The sequence below is a fragment of the Vibrio sp. 10N.286.49.E11 genome (assembly GCF_041469505.1).
Lineage (GTDB): Bacteria > Pseudomonadota > Gammaproteobacteria > Enterobacterales > Vibrionaceae > Vibrio > Vibrio crassostreae_C.
The window spans coordinates 1-15,822 of record NZ_JBFRKQ010000036.1 but is presented as its reverse complement, the minus strand read 5'-3'; the positions used below and the strand labels follow the sequence as shown (position 1 = coordinate 15,822).

The 15,822-nt window shown below is 45.7% G+C and carries 13 protein-coding genes and 1 tRNA gene; 9 read left to right on the top strand and 5 right to left on the bottom strand.

The window, feature by feature from the left end:
* Positions 1-46: 46 nt before the first annotated feature.
* The 6 genes from AB4167_RS07760 to menE all read left to right on the top strand — a co-directional run bounded on the left by AB4167_RS07760 (position 47) and on the right by menE (position 7,426).
* Positions 47-1,354 (top strand): isochorismate synthase MenF, encoded by a 1,308-nt coding sequence (locus AB4167_RS07760; protein ID WP_017060167.1) that lies wholly within the window; start codon positions 47-49, stop codon positions 1,352-1,354.
* Positions 1,351-3,075, top strand: coding sequence for a 2-succinyl-5-enolpyruvyl-6-hydroxy-3-cyclohexene-1-carboxylic-acid synthase (gene menD / locus AB4167_RS07755; protein WP_372136375.1), 1,725 nt, complete (start codon positions 1,351-1,353; stop codon positions 3,073-3,075). The genes AB4167_RS07760 and menD overlap by 4 nt, the downstream gene beginning before the upstream one ends.
* Positions 3,076-3,084: 9 nt before the next feature.
* Positions 3,085-3,882 carry a 2-succinyl-6-hydroxy-2,4-cyclohexadiene-1-carboxylate synthase gene (menH, locus tag AB4167_RS07750; protein ID WP_017065885.1) on the top strand — a complete coding sequence of 266 codons (798 nt, stop codon included), beginning with the start codon at positions 3,085-3,087 and terminating at the stop codon, positions 3,880-3,882.
* 105 nt (positions 3,883-3,987) lie between these two features.
* Positions 3,988-4,854 (top strand): 1,4-dihydroxy-2-naphthoyl-CoA synthase, encoded by an 867-nt coding sequence (gene menB, locus AB4167_RS07745; RefSeq protein ID WP_017064079.1) that lies wholly within the window; start codon positions 3,988-3,990, stop codon positions 4,852-4,854.
* 75 nt (positions 4,855-4,929) lie between these two features.
* Positions 4,930-5,937 (top strand): o-succinylbenzoate synthase, encoded by a 1,008-nt coding sequence (menC, locus tag AB4167_RS07740; protein WP_372136374.1) that lies wholly within the window; start codon positions 4,930-4,932, stop codon positions 5,935-5,937.
* 52 nt (positions 5,938-5,989) lie between these two features.
* On the top strand, positions 5,990-7,426 hold the full coding sequence (gene menE, locus AB4167_RS07735) for an o-succinylbenzoate--CoA ligase (protein WP_017060172.1): 1,437 nt from the start codon (positions 5,990-5,992) through the stop codon (positions 7,424-7,426).
* A gap of 124 nt (positions 7,427-7,550) precedes the next feature.
* On the opposite strand, the gene nagE is transcribed toward menE, so the two are convergent.
* Entirely contained in the window at positions 7,551-8,996 is a 1,446-nt protein-coding gene (gene nagE / locus AB4167_RS07730; RefSeq protein ID WP_017064077.1) for an N-acetylglucosamine-specific PTS transporter subunit IIBC, read from the bottom strand.
* A 193-nt stretch (positions 8,997-9,189) separates the two neighbouring features.
* On the opposite strand from nagE, the gene AB4167_RS07725 reads away from it, so the two are divergent.
* Both AB4167_RS07725 and AB4167_RS07720 read left to right on the top strand, forming a co-directional pair.
* Complete coding sequence (locus tag AB4167_RS07725; protein WP_017064076.1) at positions 9,190-10,068, top strand: LysR substrate-binding domain-containing protein; 879 nt, start codon at positions 9,190-9,192, stop codon at positions 10,066-10,068.
* 106 nt (positions 10,069-10,174) lie between these two features.
* Entirely contained in the window at positions 10,175-10,342 is a 168-nt protein-coding gene (locus tag AB4167_RS07720; protein WP_017060175.1) for a hypothetical protein, read from the top strand.
* A gap of 133 nt (positions 10,343-10,475) precedes the next feature.
* Here AB4167_RS07720 and AB4167_RS07715 read toward each other — a convergent pair whose 3' ends face one another.
* The 3 genes from AB4167_RS07715 to AB4167_RS07705 form a co-directional block, all read right to left on the bottom strand.
* Positions 10,476-11,396 carry a YeiH family protein gene (locus AB4167_RS07715; protein ID WP_017060176.1) on the bottom strand — a complete coding sequence of 307 codons (921 nt, stop codon included), beginning with the start codon at positions 11,394-11,396 and terminating at the stop codon, positions 10,476-10,478.
* A 146-nt stretch (positions 11,397-11,542) separates the two neighbouring features.
* Entirely contained in the window at positions 11,543-13,417 is a 1,875-nt protein-coding gene (locus AB4167_RS07710; RefSeq protein WP_136974218.1) for an MFS transporter, read from the bottom strand.
* A 17-nt stretch (positions 13,418-13,434) separates the two neighbouring features.
* Positions 13,435-14,025, bottom strand: a complete 591-nt coding sequence (locus AB4167_RS07705; RefSeq protein ID WP_372127803.1) for a TetR/AcrR family transcriptional regulator — start codon at positions 14,023-14,025, stop codon at positions 13,435-13,437.
* Positions 14,026-14,221: 196 nt separating this feature from the next.
* Between AB4167_RS07705 and AB4167_RS07700 the strand changes: the two genes are divergently transcribed.
* A complete protein-coding gene (locus AB4167_RS07700; protein WP_017068945.1) occupies positions 14,222-15,130 on the top strand; it encodes a Tim44 domain-containing protein in 909 nt (302 codons plus the stop codon).
* 491 nt (positions 15,131-15,621) lie between these two features.
* Here AB4167_RS07700 and AB4167_RS07695 read toward each other — a convergent pair.
* Positions 15,622-15,706, bottom strand: a tRNA-Tyr gene (locus AB4167_RS07695).
* Between the last annotated feature and the right edge of the window lie 116 nt (positions 15,707-15,822).

Genomic DNA, 15,822 nt, shown 5'->3' with positions numbered 1-15,822 from the left:
AGTATCAAACTAATATAATAATAATTTAGATGTGAACGAGGTCGATTTGTCACATTTCCAGCAAACTATCTCCGCTTTGATTGAGCGAGTACAAAATGCCCAAGCAAGCGAAGTTCGTTGTGTTGAAGTTCTAACGCAAAAACCATCGTTTGCATTTATAGAATGGCTTCATGCTCAACCGCTCTTTCCTAAGTTCTACTGGCAGTCACGCGACACTCGTGAAGAGGTTGTTGCGCTCGGACAGTTACATACGTTTTCAGATCCTGCACCCGCGTACGCTATTCTTGGTGAAGACCAACGAATCTGGGGTGGACGCTCGTTTGATGGGCACACCGCAAAGAACCGTCGCTGCATGGAGTCGTTTTTCTTCCTTCCTCAGGTTGAATTGATCCGCTTTGACAATACTTGGTCGCTGGCGGTTAATTTGTCCCCTGATCGCGTTTCTTCTATTAATGCTTTGAATAAGCTTTCTGTAGAAGCCGCGATATTGGCGCCTTTGTCTGCCCATATTGAACAGATCAATCACGTTCCAGAAAGAGAGCAGTGGGGCAACCTTGTCGATAAAGTGCTGCAAGGCATTAGCGATGAAGAGTACAAAAAAGTCGTTTTAGCACGTAAAACCACACTGCAACTCGATGCGCCTATCTGCGCAGCTCAATTACTTAAAGCCAGCTATCTGCAAAATCACCACAGTTTCCACTTTATGTTGGTGCTGGATTCTAAACACAGTTTCATTGGCTCGACACCAGAGCGCTTATATAGCCGACATGGTATGGAGCTTGATACCGAGGCGCTTGCTGGAACCATTGGTCGCGGAGAGAACGCTACTGAGGATATGGAACTGGCCAACTGGCTTTCTCAAGACAGCAAAAACCTCAATGAGAACCAGTATGTGGTCGACGACATCATTGAGCGTCTCACTCCTCATTCTCAAACGGTCCATGTTGAAAAGGATGCGCGTCTAGTGCGCTTGCGTAAGGTGCAGCATTTGAAGCGCAATATCCATGCTCAGCTCAACAATGGCGTTAATGGTGTGCAGTTGCTTGCTGCCTTACAGCCAACTGCTGCGGTGGCGGGTTTACCTCGTAAAGAGGCGATGGATTTCATTCTTGAACACGAACCGTTTGCACGAGGTTGGTATGCAGGCTCTGTAGGCTATATCAGTCATCAGCGAGCGGAATTCTGCGTGGCGATTCGAAGCGCCTTGATTGTAAACGATCAAGTACAACTGTTTGCTGGCGCGGGGATCGTGCCGGGATCGGTTGCCGAACATGAATGGCAAGAGCTGAACAAGAAGATGTCTACTCTGCTTAGCTTAATTTCAGATCACCCTCCATTGGGTGTCGCGTCATGAATCACGACCAAGCCGTATTAAATAGAGTTTGGTGTCACACGTTACTTGAAGAGCTTGCACGCAATGGCGTTGAACATGTTTGTGTTGCTCCGGGCTCTCGCTCAACGCCGCTAACTCTCGAAGCTGAAGCCAACTCCAAGTTAACCTTACACACGCACTTTGATGAGCGTGGTCTTGGGTTTTTAGCTTTAGGCTTAGCAAAGGCTAGCAACAAACCGGTTGCGGTGATTGTGACATCAGGAACCGCTGTGGCGAATTTGCTTCCTGCGACGGCTGAATCTGGGCTGACCCGAGAGAAGCTGATCTTGCTAACCTCTGATAGGCCCATCGACTTGGTCGACTGTGGTGCCAATCAAGCGATTCAGCAGCAGGGTATCTTTTCGTCTCACGTTGAAACGGCACTAAACCTTCCAAGTCCAACGACACAAGTTTCTTTGAATTGGCTTTTGACGTCGGTTGATAACGCACTGGCGAAACAGCGCAGCGTCGGTGGGGCTATTCATATCAACTGTCCGTTCCCAGAACCGCTTTATTCCGCTAATAGCGCCGAGATGTATGCGGATTATACAAAGAGCGTGGCAGCTTGGAGAGCTTCAACCTGCCTTTACTCGAACACTTATTTGCCCAGTCATTTAATCGCTCAGCCTGTTTCAGCAAGTGATTATGTCGCTCGTAAAGGCGCAGTGATTATTGGTTCTATCGAGAATGAAGCCGCAATTAAAGCCAAGCAGTTTGCGACAGCTTTGGGCTGGCCAGTATTCTGTGACCCTCAATCGGGTGTCAGTAGTGACTGGAAACACTATGATTTATGGATGCAAAGTGACGCAGCCAAAGCACAGCTTAGTCAGTGTGATTTTATTATCCAGTTTGGTGAGCGCATCGTATCTAAGCGTCTTAACCAATGGGTAAAAGAACAAGCTGCCACATTTTGTTCATCGCAGTACATCGTTGTTTCACCAGATGCACATCGTATTAATCAAGATCATCTGCCTCAAACTCATATTGTCGCTGATATCGAACATTGGTTATCAGAGCAACATCTACCAACGCTGTTGGGAGAACATGCTGGCTGGGCGGCATCTTTGGCGGAAGTCGCGAATACGGTTCAGCAGTTAGCGTTGGCGCAAATCTCTAATAACGACCAACTGACAGAGTTGAGCGTTGCCGTTGACTTGTCGTCTAGACTTAAGGGCAGAGAGCTTTTTGTGGGAAATAGCTTGATGGTAAGGCTGGTGGATATGCTGTCATCAATCTCTGCGACTAAAGTCTACAGCAACCGCGGTGCATCGGGCATTGATGGCTTGGTGGCGACGGCTGCGGGAGTGATAAAAGCCAACCAGAATCCTTTGATGATGCTGATTGGTGACACCTCTTTGTTGTACGACCTAAATTCACTGGCTCTGCTGACTCATAATTTAACGCCGATGGTTATTGTTGTGACCAACAATGACGGTGGTGCGATCTTTGACTTGTTGCCGGTACCAGAGCAGCAGAAACAGTCACTTTATCAAATGCCTCATGGTTTCAATTTTGAACATGCTGCTGCGCAATTCCATCTTGGTTATGCGGCGCCAGAAACTTTGAATTGCTATCAAAACATTATCGAACAACATTTTGAACAAGGTCAGGGTACCTTGCTCGTAGAAGTTAAGACGTCTCCCGAACAAGCGTCTACTTTGCTGAAGCAATTCAGCTCAATGCTCACCGAGGCATTAGCCTAAGGACTTTACATGCTTTACTCCAATTATTACCCAGCAGTACAAGAATCTTCTGACAAACCTTTGCTTGTTTTTTTACATGGTTTACTCGGAAGCGGGGATGATTGGAGTGCATGCCACCCCTTCCTCGAAGACTTTCCTCGTCTTTGCATAGATTTGCCCGGACACGGACAAAGCCGGTTTATCGACCCTGTAGGCTTTGATCATTGCTGTACCAAGATAGTTCAGTGCATCACATCTCAGCTGGCTCTCAACGATCTTCCTGTCGATTATCCTATCGTGGTGATTGGGTATTCTATGGGGGGAAGGCTTGCCATGTATGGGGTAACAAGCCCTTGCTTCGAAACTCTTAACTTAGAGAAAGTCATCATTGAAGGTGGCAACTTTGGCTTGGAATGTGATGAAGAAAGAGCACAAAGGTTAGTACACGATACGCAATGGGCTGTTCGCTTTGCACAGCAGTCGATTGAAGATGTTTTAGACGATTGGTATCAACAAAGCGTCTTTTCTTCACTAAATCATGAGCAAAGACAAACTTTGGTCATAAAGCGTAGTGGTAACCTTGGAGTATCCGTAGCAAATATGTTGTTATCTACTTCGTTAGCTAAGCAACCGGATTTACGTGCTACATTGAAATCTCATGAGCATTTATTGCATTATGTATGTGGAGAAAAAGATCGTAAATTCATGGAGCTAGCTGAGAATAGTGGCTTTGAATATAGTCAGGTGGATTACGCGGGTCATAATGTTCATTTTGAGCAACCAGAGATGTTTTCAAATCTGATCATCCAATGTATCGCCAGTCGTTGATGAACTGACTGAGCGAACCTCTCGTATCAAGCGCTATAGAAAGCAGAGCAACACCGTCGCGACTCTACGCTAGTCGCGCTCTCTAATAGAACAATGGGAATCATCATGGCTAAAACAGTAGGCATCACAGAAGAAGAACTTTACGCAGCCGTTAACTGGCGCGATGAAAGCAGTCAATATGAAGATATTCAATACCACAAGTCTGATGACGGTATTGCGAAAATCACGATTGCTCGCCCTCAAGTGCACAATGCGTTCCGTCCACAAACCGTAAAAGAGATGATCAATGCACTGGCTGATGCTCGTTATGACGAGAAAGTTGGCGTAATCATTTTGACTGGTCTTGGTGAGAAGGCGTTCTGTTCTGGTGGTGACCAAAGTATCCGTGGTGACTACGGCGGTTACCAAGATGACTCAGGTACGCACCACTTGAATGTACTTGATTTCCAACGTCAAATTCGTACTTGTCCAAAACCAGTTATCGCAGCGGTATCGGGTTGGGCAGTCGGTGGCGGTCATGTACTTCACATGATGGCGGACCTTACTATTGCAGCTGAAAACGCGCAGTTCGGTCAGACGGGTCCTAAAGTGGGTTCTTTCGATGGCGGTTGGGGTGCTTCTTACATGGCTCGTATCGTTGGTCAAAAGAAAGCACGTGAAATCTGGTTCTTGTGCCGCTTCTACGATGCACAAGAAGCACTGGACATGGGCCTTGTAAACACCGTTGTTCCTGTTGCTGACCTAGAAAAAGAGACAGTTCGTTGGTGTCGTGAAGTGCTTCAACACAGCCCAATGGCACTGCGTTGCTTGAAAGCGGCACTGAACGCTGACTGTGATGGTCAAGCAGGCTTACAAGAGTTGGCTGGTAACGCAACCATGATGTTCTACATGACAGAGGAAGGCCAAGAAGGCCGCAACGCATTCAACGAGAAACGTCGACCGGACTTCGACAAGTTCCCGCGTAATCCATAGTCTTTCTCCTCTTCAAAATGAGTCGCTAATAGCGGCTCGTTTTGTTTTGATGTTCCCCGTTTTTTAGGAAACTTTATGAACTCAGTGAATTCTCAGCGTCACGCTAAACTTTACCGTTATCAATTACCTATGGATAGTGGTGTGGTTCTTCGTGACAATAAGTTGAACGAACGTGTTGGCTATATCATCCAACTTGAGTGTGATGGTAAAACTGGTTTTGGCGAAGTTGCGCCTTTGCCCGGTTTTAGCCAAGAAGATGCCGAACAAGCTGGCATTCAGCTTCAACACGAATTAGAGCTTTGGAGCCACAATAAGCCTCAAACGCCTTTCGACGAGCTGTATCCTTCTGTCGCGTTTGGCTTTTCAATGGCGATGATGGAATTGCGAGGCGATCTTAACGCTCAAGGTAACTACCAAGCGGCGCCTTTGTGTACAGGCGATCCAGATGAACTGATTCCTGTATTGAATGAGATGGTAGGCGAGAAGGTCGCGAAAGTGAAAGTCGGCCTCTACGAAGCGATTCGCGATGGCATGTTGGTTAGCTTATTCCTTGAGTCGATCCCTGATTTGACTCTAAGACTTGACGCCAACCGCGCGTGGAAGCCAGAGAAAGCGAAGCAGTTCATTAAATACATTTCGCCGTCACTGCGTCAGCGTATAAGCTTTATCGAAGAGCCTTGCCAAAAGCCAGAAGACAGTTTGGCCTTTGCCATTGACCATGGTGTGGCGATTGCGTGGGACGAGACACTGCAAGAAGCGGTGCGCAGCCCGGAATTTGATCTTAGCGACCTTACTGGTGTTAAAGCAGTCGTGATCAAGCCAACTCTTATTGGTTCTGTCGAGCGTTGCGTGGCAATCATTGAGCGAGCACAGAAGCTTGGAATGAAACCTGTATTGAGCTCAAGCATTGAGTCGAGCCTAGGTCTGACTCAGATTGCTCGTCTGGCGCAGCAATATTTGCCAAATGAAGTGCCGGGGTTGGATACGATTGGCTTGTTCAAGCAGCAGCTAGAGGTTTCTTGGCCGGGCTGTCAGCTTCCGGTTTCTAATCTTGAACAGCAACAATTGATTTGGTCTTCTTAAGCTGATCGTTCGATTGGCTTAGACCGTTTTCTATCTATAATTTGGTTATCATATGATGCGCCCACAATCTAATCATCCCCCGCTCTGGGTAAAGTGGGCGCAGCAAAACCCACTTCAACCAGCGTTAGTGACCACTCACCGCACTTATACTTGGCAGCAAGTGTTTGTGTTGGTTAGTGAGTACCAACAACAGCTATCTCATCAAGGCCTATCTGAAGGTGATGTACTGACGATTGTTGGTAAGAATCAAGCTGAAGTGATCCCTGTTTATCTTGCCGCACTCAATTTGGGTGTGGTTTGTGCGTTTACGATGCCTCAGCCTAGTTTACGCCTGAAGCAAAAGCTCGATTCCTTATATCAAGCAGATCAACAGAGCTACCTTTGGCTCTTGGGCAATAGCGGAATAGAGCAATCAGAGACTGCCGATTTGAATACTCAGTTGGTGACCTTGCCTTGCCTAAGTGAACTGAAGTTTGATGGTGATGATGAGCAGATAACGACACCTCAAGAATCCAATTTCAATCCGCAAAATCTAGCGAGCATCGTATTCACTTCAGGTTCTACCGGAAACCCAAAAGCGGTCGCTCATACACTTGAGCAGCACCTATGCTCTGCGTCAGGGCTGCTTGAGGTGTTTCGTTATCAACAAGGTGACACGTGGTTACTGAGTTTACCTATGTACCATGTGTCGGGGCTGGCGATAGTTCATCGTTGGTTGGCGGCTGGTGGTTGCATCAAAATAGGCACAGGTCAGCTTGAAACCGATATAGAAGAATGCAGTCATGCTTCATTGGTCGCTACTCAACTACATCGATTGTTAAAGAGTAAGCAAGCACTTACTTTAACGCATGTACTTTTGGGTGGTAGTCATATACCAGAAGCACTTGGGCTCGAAGCTCAACAAATGGGCATCGAAACATGGCTTGGATACGGCATGACTGAAGCGGCTTCAACCGTGACTGCGAAGCCCGTTGATGCCGGCAGCACCGCCGGTTTTGTCCTTAACCATCGCCAGCTAAAAATTGAAGAACAACGTATCTTTATTGGTGGCGAGACGCTCGCGTCCGGGTATTACTATCAAGGTAACTTAACGCCATTAGTTGATAAGAGCGGTTGGTTTGATAGCAAAGATCTTGGTGAGTGGCTTGGCGAACAAGTGTCGATTATTGGCCGTGCCGACAACCAGTTTATTTCTGGTGGTGAGAACATTCATTGCGAAGAAATTGAGCGAGTACTCAATCAATTGTCTGAGGTTAATCAGGCTTTTATTGTTCCCATTGAAGATGATGAGTTCGGATTTCGACCTGCAGCGATTGTCGATTGTGCTGAGTTGCCAACCAAAGAGTGGTTTATCGAGCAGTTAACTGGTCGTCTTGAACGGTTCAAATTTCCTATTGAGTATTATCGAATGCCTCAGCAGGAACAACATGGTATTAAGGTTTCGCGCGCTGGATTGGCGCAGTGGTTACAGCAGACCCGTTCTAAATAGAGCGAAGAGCAATAAAATGAAGCGCAATACACGGTGACTAGTCGTAATTGCGCTTCAGGGGGTTGTGACGGTGGTGAAGCCGTCACAAATTCTAATTATTTATCGTGTCATTCAAGATTTGGCGTTAAGCGAGTGCCTTCTTCATTTGTTCAGCGACTTTATCTACCTTACCTAGACCAATGATAACTTGTAGACCACCTTTCCCAACCGGTACCACACCTGCCGCACCGAGTTTCTTCAGTTTCTCGCTGTCTGCTGCACCTGAGTCTTTCACAGTTAAGCGTAGACGAGTAATACAGTTATCGACTTCTAGAATGTTGTCTGCACCGCCAACCGCTTCAATGTAGCTGTTGGTTAGGTTAGCCAATGCTTCTGGCGTTTCAGTTTCTTTTTCTGCTTCCATCTCTTCACCACGACCTGGAGTACGTAGGTTGAACTTGATGATAGCGAAGCGGAAAATACCGTAGTAAAGCGCGAAGAACACCACACCTTGAACCAGTAGCATGTACCAGTTAACCGCGAGTGGGTTTTGGCTTGATAGTACTAGGTCAACGAAACCAGCAGAGAAGCCGAAGCCTGCCATCCATTCCATGCTTGCTGCAATGTAAAGCGATAGGCCTGTTAATACTGCGTGCAGTAGGAACAACACGGGTGCTAGGAACATGAAGCTGAATTCTAGTGGCTCTGTGATACCCGTGAAGAATGAAGCCATAGCTGCCGCAAGCATGATTGCGAATACTTGGTTTTTGTTTTTCGCATCAGAACAGTGATACATCGCCAATGCTGCTGCTGGTAGGCCAAACATCATGATAGGGAAGAAGCCCGCTTGGTACATGCCAGTTTTACCTGGAATACCCGTACCGTTAGCGATAGATTGCGCGCCGCCTAAGAAGTTTGGAATGTCGTTAATACCAACAACGTCGAACCAGAACACAGGGTAAAGAGCGTGGTGCATACCTACTGATAGGAACAAACGGTTGAAGAAACCAAACAGACCAGCACCCACCGCACCCATGCTTTCTAGTTTAATACCCAGAACGATCAGAGCGTCGTAAACAGCTGGCCAGATGTAAAGTAGAGCAAAAGAGAGAGCCATACCTGCGATTGAGGTCAGGATAGGAACCAAACGCTTACCGCTGAAGAACGCTAGAGCTTGAGGAAGTTCAACCGTTGAGTAGCGGTTGTAGATCTCAGCAGAGATGATACCCACAATGATACCTACGAATTGGTTGCTGATTTTGCCAAATGCCGCAGGCACTTCACTGAGTTCAACATCCATTAACTGAGCAACAGAGCCCGGAGCAAGTAGCGTGGTGACGACGAGGAACATCACAAAGCCAGACAGTGCCGCAGAACCATTCTTATCACGGCTCAAACCAAATGCGACACCCACCGCGAATAGAACCGCCATGTTGTCGATGATCGCGCCACCAGATTTGATCAAGAATGCGGCTAAGATACTTTCAGAACCCCAACCAACAGGATCCAACCAATAGCCGATCCCCATAAGGATTGCTGCAGCTGGCAGTGTGGCTACGGGAACCATCAATGCCTTACCTACTTTTTGCATATACCCGAGTATATTCATATGTGCCCCTAAGTTTGTAATTAATTTTTTTAATGTTTCTGCTCGTCAACGTATGGAGTCAAATATTGATCGAGGCAGGATTTTAAGTAACTGCGGTTATTAAAAACTTATTTCTTGATGCAAACAAACGAAACGGGTAGTAGTATGAATTAAAATTTTTAATGCATGAGTTCGTATGGCTAACCATCAATCTTTACTTAGAAATCTTCATACTTTTAATGTTGCTGCAGAGAAAATGAGCTTTACGCTAGCGGCTAGAAAGTTGCATTTGACTCAGGGAGCCGTTAGCCATCGAATCAAAGTGTTAGAAGGTGAACTCGGATTTAACTTGTTTGTGCGAGGGACTCGTAAATTGGAACTAACGGAAGAAGGTCAGCGCTTTCAACGAACGTTATCCAAGTCGTTAAGCTCTATTTTTGGTGAGATCGAAGACATTACCAACACAGACTTGTATGGACAGATCAATATCGGTACCAGTCCTGCATTTGCCAACAGTTGGTTACTGCCGAGGTTGGCTGATTTTAAACAGCGATACCCAAAGTTTAATCTCAATATTTTCTCGCAAGAAGAGCAGGATTTTCATCAAAATCATCTCGATGTCGCTATTTATTATGGTGCTGAAAATCTCAAAGACATGCATCGACAGCGCCTGTTTGGTGAAAAGTATATTCCGGTATGTACACCGAGTTACGCGGCTGAACACGACATCTTTGATGATGGCTTAGAATCGCTGCACCGGATTAATTTCATTCATGCACTAGGGTCAGATGTATGGCAGCGTTGGATTAAACACCACGGCTTAGATGTGAACTTGTTTGAGCAATTTTACTGTGTGAGCCACCGGGATATGGGCGTAAGAAGTGCCCTCAGCAATATCGGTGTCGCGATGGGGCGCTATCATTTTGTTAAGCAGTATGTTCAGACTGGTGAGCTGATAACACCTTATCCGAGCATGGATACAGACCAAGGGTATGACTTAATCTGCCCGCTAGGCACGGAAAAACGCCCTAAGGTAAGAACCTTTATTAAGTGGTTAGAAGGGCAGTTGCGCTAGGTTAGTTAATTTAGCAATTAGATAGTTCAAAACAGAATTTATTATCTTTATAACCATCCATCATAATAAGCCATATAAATAACGGATTATAGAATAAGGTCTTATTATGAAAATTGCCCTCACCATTGCGGTTTTACTGCAGATAGGCCAAGCAATCATCTCGTCAGGGTTGACTCGTTCGTTGGCTGAGCTCACCGCATTTGTGTTGGTTGTGGTACTTGTTTTAATGAAAAGAGAGAGCAAGAAGAGTGATAAGCCCCTGTTTGATTCGTGATTGTTACAACAAAGAATACCCTTACCACAAACGATAAAGGCAAAGCCCATTGGAGCTTTGCCTTTTTGTTTTGTTGCTCGCTAACTTGAGTGTCTAGTTCACCGAACAAACATCTAAAGCGTTTCTATGCGGGCTAAGCGAGAGTTAACCACGCCAATGAACCCGTTGAGATCATGACCCACATTGTAATACCAAACATCAGTGGTTTCGGCCCTGCCGCTTTTAACTTCTCAACTGAAATACCACAGCCAATTAAGAACAAACACACGACCAGTGCTCGCTTAGACACATCAAAGATTCCTTGATAGACCATCTCAAATTGTGGCAGTAAGTCACTCACCGCGATAGCGGCGCAATAGAAGAAAATGAAGTAGGGAACCGTAATCTTCTTTTGATCGTTCTTGAAGATCATCGCACTAATTAAAGCGATTGGGATGATCCAAAGTGCGCGAGCGAGCTTCAATGTTGTCGCTGTCGTCAGTGCTTCTTCGCCATACGCTGAAGCTGCACCTACTACAGAAGACGTATCGTGAATCGCAATAGCTGCCCAAGTACCAAATGTTTGTTGGCTGAGTTCAAGCGCGTGACCAATCATCGGGAATAAGAATAGAGCAACCGAGTTCAACACGAATACGGTGGCTAATGCCAAGCCAATCTGTTCATCGTCTGCTTTGATCGCGGGTGCCACTGCTGCTATCGCGCTACCACCACAAATCGCGGTACCAGAAGATATAAGATAGCCCGTAGTGCGGTCTAGCCCCATTTGTTTCGCCAAGAACCAACCAATGACTAATGTACCGATAATCGTCGTTACAATGAGCCCAATACCATCGCCTGTTACTGCTAATGCTTTTTCAAACTGAATACCAAAACCCAAGCCAACAATAGAGTAGGCCAGTAGCTTTTTGGTAAGCTTGCCGACTTCCAAGTGTTCAGGGACTAATCCTAAACTAGCAAGCAGGAAACCGATAACCAGGGCTGTCGGTGAGCTAACCCAAGGCGTTAAGCAAAACAGTGCAGCAAGATAAAATGGAACGGACTTTTTTAGGTTCATTGTATTTAGAGTCTTGTTTTGTTGTGGCGTTATTGTGATGAGACCACTATACGTTCAATAAAATGATAAGTAAGTCTAAATGAATTGAACAAACGTTAAGGAAAACTTAACGCTTGTTCAACTGATATGAATAAAGGGCTGGTTAACTAGCGTAATGATCCGCGAAGGTCAGAGACTGACTGTCGAAGCGTTTCACAAGAGGCTTGTTTAGGTGAAATCGGCTCGCCAGCTTCTATCTCTAGCTTAGTCCAGAAGCGAGTGGGTAACCCTTTGCAGGCACGGCCTTTGTAACGACTAAAGTAGCTACCCCATAATCCTTTAAGAGCCATAGGAATCACTGGGACAGGGGAACGTTTGATGATCAGCTCCATACCACGCATGAACTCAGCCATTTCGCCATCAGAGGTGAGCTTTCCTTCTGGGAAAATACACACGATGTGACCTTCATGCAGGGCACGCTCTACTTCTTTGAAAGCGTTTCGAATCGAGTTGCGGTTGGTCGCGGAGATTGGAATCACCCCAGCTCTTTTCAAGAAGCGTCGAATTGGCGGCAACTTGGTGTAATCCTCTTCCATCACAAAACGGATCAAGCGAGGGCAAACCGCACTCAGCAGCAGTGCATCCATATAACTCACATGGTTGCAGACAATCAACGCACCGCCCTTTTCTGGCAGGTGATGTAAGTTCTTATGTTTAACTCTGTACATGGTGTGAGTGACCACCCACGTAAAGAAGCGGAAAGCGTAGATAGGCACCTGATAAAACAGGTACAGCATCACCAAAGTGTTGCCCACTGCGAGCAAGATAAACAGCTGCGGAATTGAAAGATCTAGAACACTAAGGCAAACAATACCTAATACCGCACTTCCCACCATGAACAGTGAGTTGTAGATATTGAGCCCGGCAATCACTTGGGCACGCTCGTCGGGCTTGGCACGTAACTGCATCAGTGAATACAGAGGAACAATAAAGACACCGCCAGAGATACCCAGAAGCAGAAGGTAAGCAAACAGTGGCCACAGCTCTGAGTAGGTTACGAATTGATGGAAAGAACTAAAGTCAGGCAAAGACTCCGGGATGGATATCGCCATCAGAAGACCGAAGATCGAGATACCTAAGCTGCCCATTGGCACGATGCCGATTTCAATTCGGTGATTAGATAACTTATCGCAAGCTAAAGAGCCGATTGCAATGCCTACCGAGAATAGTGCCAGTAAAAAGGCGACGGAGCTTTCAGTGCCGTTTAGATGCAGTTTAGTGAAGTTGGGAAACTGAGTTAGGTAAGCCGCACCAAGGAACCAGAACCAGCTGATAGACATCAGTGCTTGAAAGGTCGGGCGGTCTTTTTTTGCAATCGCCAGTGTCGCGCGGGTCAGTTTTACAGGTTGACACTTTACTTTAAGGTCTGGTGCATTACTTGGCGCTTGTGGGATAAAGCAGCTTGATACATAGCCAAGCACGGCGAACGAAACAATACACACCGCAGCAATGAGCTTCGCGCCTTCTTCAGATGCAATGATGCCTGCGCCTAGAGTACCAATCAGGATCGCTAAGAATGTACCTGTCTCGACGAGAGCGTTACCAGATACCAGTTCTTTTGTTTCTAACTGCTGTGGAAGCAGGGCGTATTTCACCGGACCAAAGAAAGCACTCTGCGTTCCCATAAGGAACAGGAGCAGAAGTAATATCCCGTAGCTTTCATAGATAAATCCGATCGCACCCAGTGACATGATCACCACTTCAAGGAGCTTAACTTTACGGATAAACCACGATTTTTCGTATTTATCAGCCAGTACACCGGCTAAAGCTGAGAATAGGAAGAAGGGCAGAATAAACAGGCCAGCGGCCAAATTAATGAATAGATTGCTGGAAATAGGCAGCGTGTCTACGCTTGCGAAAGCAACAAACAGTAACAGGACATTTTTGAATATGTTGTCGTTAAAGGCTCCTAGAAATTGGGTAATAAAGTAGGGTAGGAACCTTTTTTGCGTTAACAGCGAAGATTGGCTGCTGTTGTTCATTGTCTTTCCTTGGATGATTACCAGTTGGTTAAGTAGTTTGAGACTAGGTTATTGATCAACTCTTTACCATCGATTGGCTCAGCGGCGAAAAATTTATCATCAACGCTAAGTAGAGTAATTCCATGTACTCCAGACCATAATACACGGCTAGCTTTAACGACTTCGCTTTTCGTATGTTCAGGAGCAATCGCTACTAGCAACTGCTCTAGCATGCCTGTCATTCTATCGATGCGGTTCGATTGCCATTCAGGAAGGTTTTCACCGTTCATGTTGTGCTCAAAGATAAGCTGCCAACGGTGAGGGTGTTTTTGTGCAAAATCGTGGTAGCAGTAGGCAAGGTTGAATAGAGCTTGCTGAGGATTGCTCGATTGTTCAACTGCTACAGCAGATTCTGACGCCAGTTCATCTAATGTTTGAGCAACAACATGCAATAGCAATAGGTTGTAGTTGCCGAATACATTCACCAAGGTACTTGGAACATAACCAATCATATTGGCGATTTTGCGTAGACTTAACTCGTGATAAGAGTGCTCTTCTAAGAAGTCGGTCACCGTTTTTAAGGTTAATTGCACTAATTGTTCGCGAGTGTGATCGTTTCGTCTTGCCATGGGTACTTTCTATTAAATGAACATCGTTCAATATTTTAATGGCGCCCCAGAGTGCCGTCAATCCCTTCGCTAGTTTAGTAATCAATTAATAGCCGCAATATTATGATACATGTGTAAACGTCGTGAATATTTCATTGTTCTTTGTTAACGAGTATGATTAAGGTGTCGAAAGATAAAAAACCTATAAAGGATAATAATGAAACGATTTTTCTCACTAGTAGCGATCCTGTTGGTAACAGTCGCGGTGACGCCAATCGCGGAAGCGAAAAAGTTTGGTGGTGGTAAGTCATTTGGCAAAAGCTTTAAAACGGCTCCAGCACCAAAACAACAAAACACGAATTCGATCCGTCAAGATCAAACAGGTAAGAACACAGCAGCTAACTCTAGCAAGAAAGGCCTTATGGGCGGTCTGCTAGGTGGCTTACTTGCTGGCGGTCTTTTAGCTGCATTCTTTGGTGGCGCATTTGAAGGTATCCAGTTCATGGATATTCTGATTATGGGTCTGATTGCTTTCCTAGCGTTTAAATTCCTACGCGGAATGTTGGGCGCGAAGCAGGGCTCAATGAATCAGCAGAATGCACGTGGCCAACAGCCAGCATTCGGCGGCATGGGTCAGAACAAGTTTGAACAACCTAAGCAACAACCAAATGTTCATAACTTCGAGCAAACACAACCTCAATCACAAGGCGCTGCTGGTGGTTTCGGTTTTGGTGCACAAAGCGATGTTCCACATAACTACCCACCGGGCTTTGATCAAGCGGCATTCATCAATGGTTCTCGTGAGCACTACCGTACACTGCAAGGTGCATGGAATCACAACGAGCTAAACACGATTGAAGAATACGTATCTCCAAGCCTATTTGAAGACCTAAAAGCTGAGCGTAATAAGCTAGACGGTGATCAGCACACAGACGTAATGTACGTTGATGCTGAAATCGTTCGCGCAGACCACGATGGTAGCAAAGCACAGCTAAGCCTTCAGTTTAGCGGTCGTTACCGTGACACAGCGGATGGCGTTGAAGAAGATATCACTGATATCTGGCATCTAGAGCGTGACCTAACAACTAACAATGCACCTTGGTTAATTGTTGGTATTCAAGGTTAATTCCAGGATTTAACTCAACATCAATAGGATGTAGTTATTCGGAATAACACCAAATAATAGAAAGCCCCTGCTGAGAAATCAGCAGGGGCTTTTTTGCGTCTAATGATATGTATCTTAGTTAAAGATTGGATTAACCTGAGACTAACTAACTGATTTTATTTGGATGTAATGAGTAATGACAAAGTTCTTTGAACCCGTATTGGAGCCTGAGGTTACTTTGCAGCAGAAACAGATAATTGCGAACGAATGCGAAGAACATGTATCGAGCAATTGTTTAGGCTGCGCTGCTTATCTGGTTTGTGAGCGTCATGCTGAAGTATGGGATCACTGATGTTTGAATGATTTAGCTCGATTAGTTATTTGTAGTAGCGGGTTAGTGTTTAGGAAGTTGAGGGTTGTTTTAGAAGACACGTTTAGTAAGAGATAAAGCTCAGAAACGAAAAAAGCCAACTCAATGAGTTGGCTTTTCGATTTTCCAATTAAGGAGAATATGGTGGAGGGAGACGGATTCGAACCATCGAAGGCAGTGCCGGCAGATTTACAGTCTGCTCCCTTTGGCCACTCGGGAACCCCTCCAGGGTGTGTCTTACTTTTCACAAAGTAAGCCTAAATTGATGTTTTCCCATAAGCCCATCAATCAGGTTGTTCTCTTAACTCTTAAAAGAGGTAAGAAGAATATGGTGGAGGGAGAC

Bases quoted from the DNA above. Each gene is read 5' to 3' on its own strand.
- menC (WP_372136374.1), top strand. From the start codon at position 4,930: ATGAACTCAGTGAATTCTCAGCGTCACGCTAAACTTTACCGTTATCAA.
- AB4167_RS07705 (WP_372127803.1), bottom strand. From the start codon at position 14,025: ATGGCAAGACGAAACGATCACACTCGCGAACAATTAGTGCAATTAACC.
- AB4167_RS07710 (WP_136974218.1), bottom strand. From the start codon at position 13,417: ATGAACAACAGCAGCCAATCTTCGCTGTTAACGCAAAAAAGGTTCCTA.
- AB4167_RS07720 (WP_017060175.1), top strand. From the start codon at position 10,175: ATGAAAATTGCCCTCACCATTGCGGTTTTACTGCAGATAGGCCAAGCA.
- menE (WP_017060172.1), top strand. From the start codon at position 5,990: ATGATGCGCCCACAATCTAATCATCCCCCGCTCTGGGTAAAGTGGGCG.
- AB4167_RS07715 (WP_017060176.1), bottom strand. From the start codon at position 11,396: ATGAACCTAAAAAAGTCCGTTCCATTTTATCTTGCTGCACTGTTTTGC.
- menH (WP_017065885.1), top strand. From the start codon at position 3,085: ATGCTTTACTCCAATTATTACCCAGCAGTACAAGAATCTTCTGACAAA.
- AB4167_RS07700 (WP_017068945.1), top strand. From the start codon at position 14,222: ATGAAACGATTTTTCTCACTAGTAGCGATCCTGTTGGTAACAGTCGCG.
- nagE (WP_017064077.1), bottom strand. From the start codon at position 8,996: ATGCAAAAAGTAGGTAAGGCATTGATGGTTCCCGTAGCCACACTGCCA.
- AB4167_RS07725 (WP_017064076.1), top strand. From the start codon at position 9,190: ATGGCTAACCATCAATCTTTACTTAGAAATCTTCATACTTTTAATGTT.
- menD (WP_372136375.1), top strand. From the start codon at position 1,351: ATGAATCACGACCAAGCCGTATTAAATAGAGTTTGGTGTCACACGTTA.
- menB (WP_017064079.1), top strand. From the start codon at position 3,988: ATGGCTAAAACAGTAGGCATCACAGAAGAAGAACTTTACGCAGCCGTT.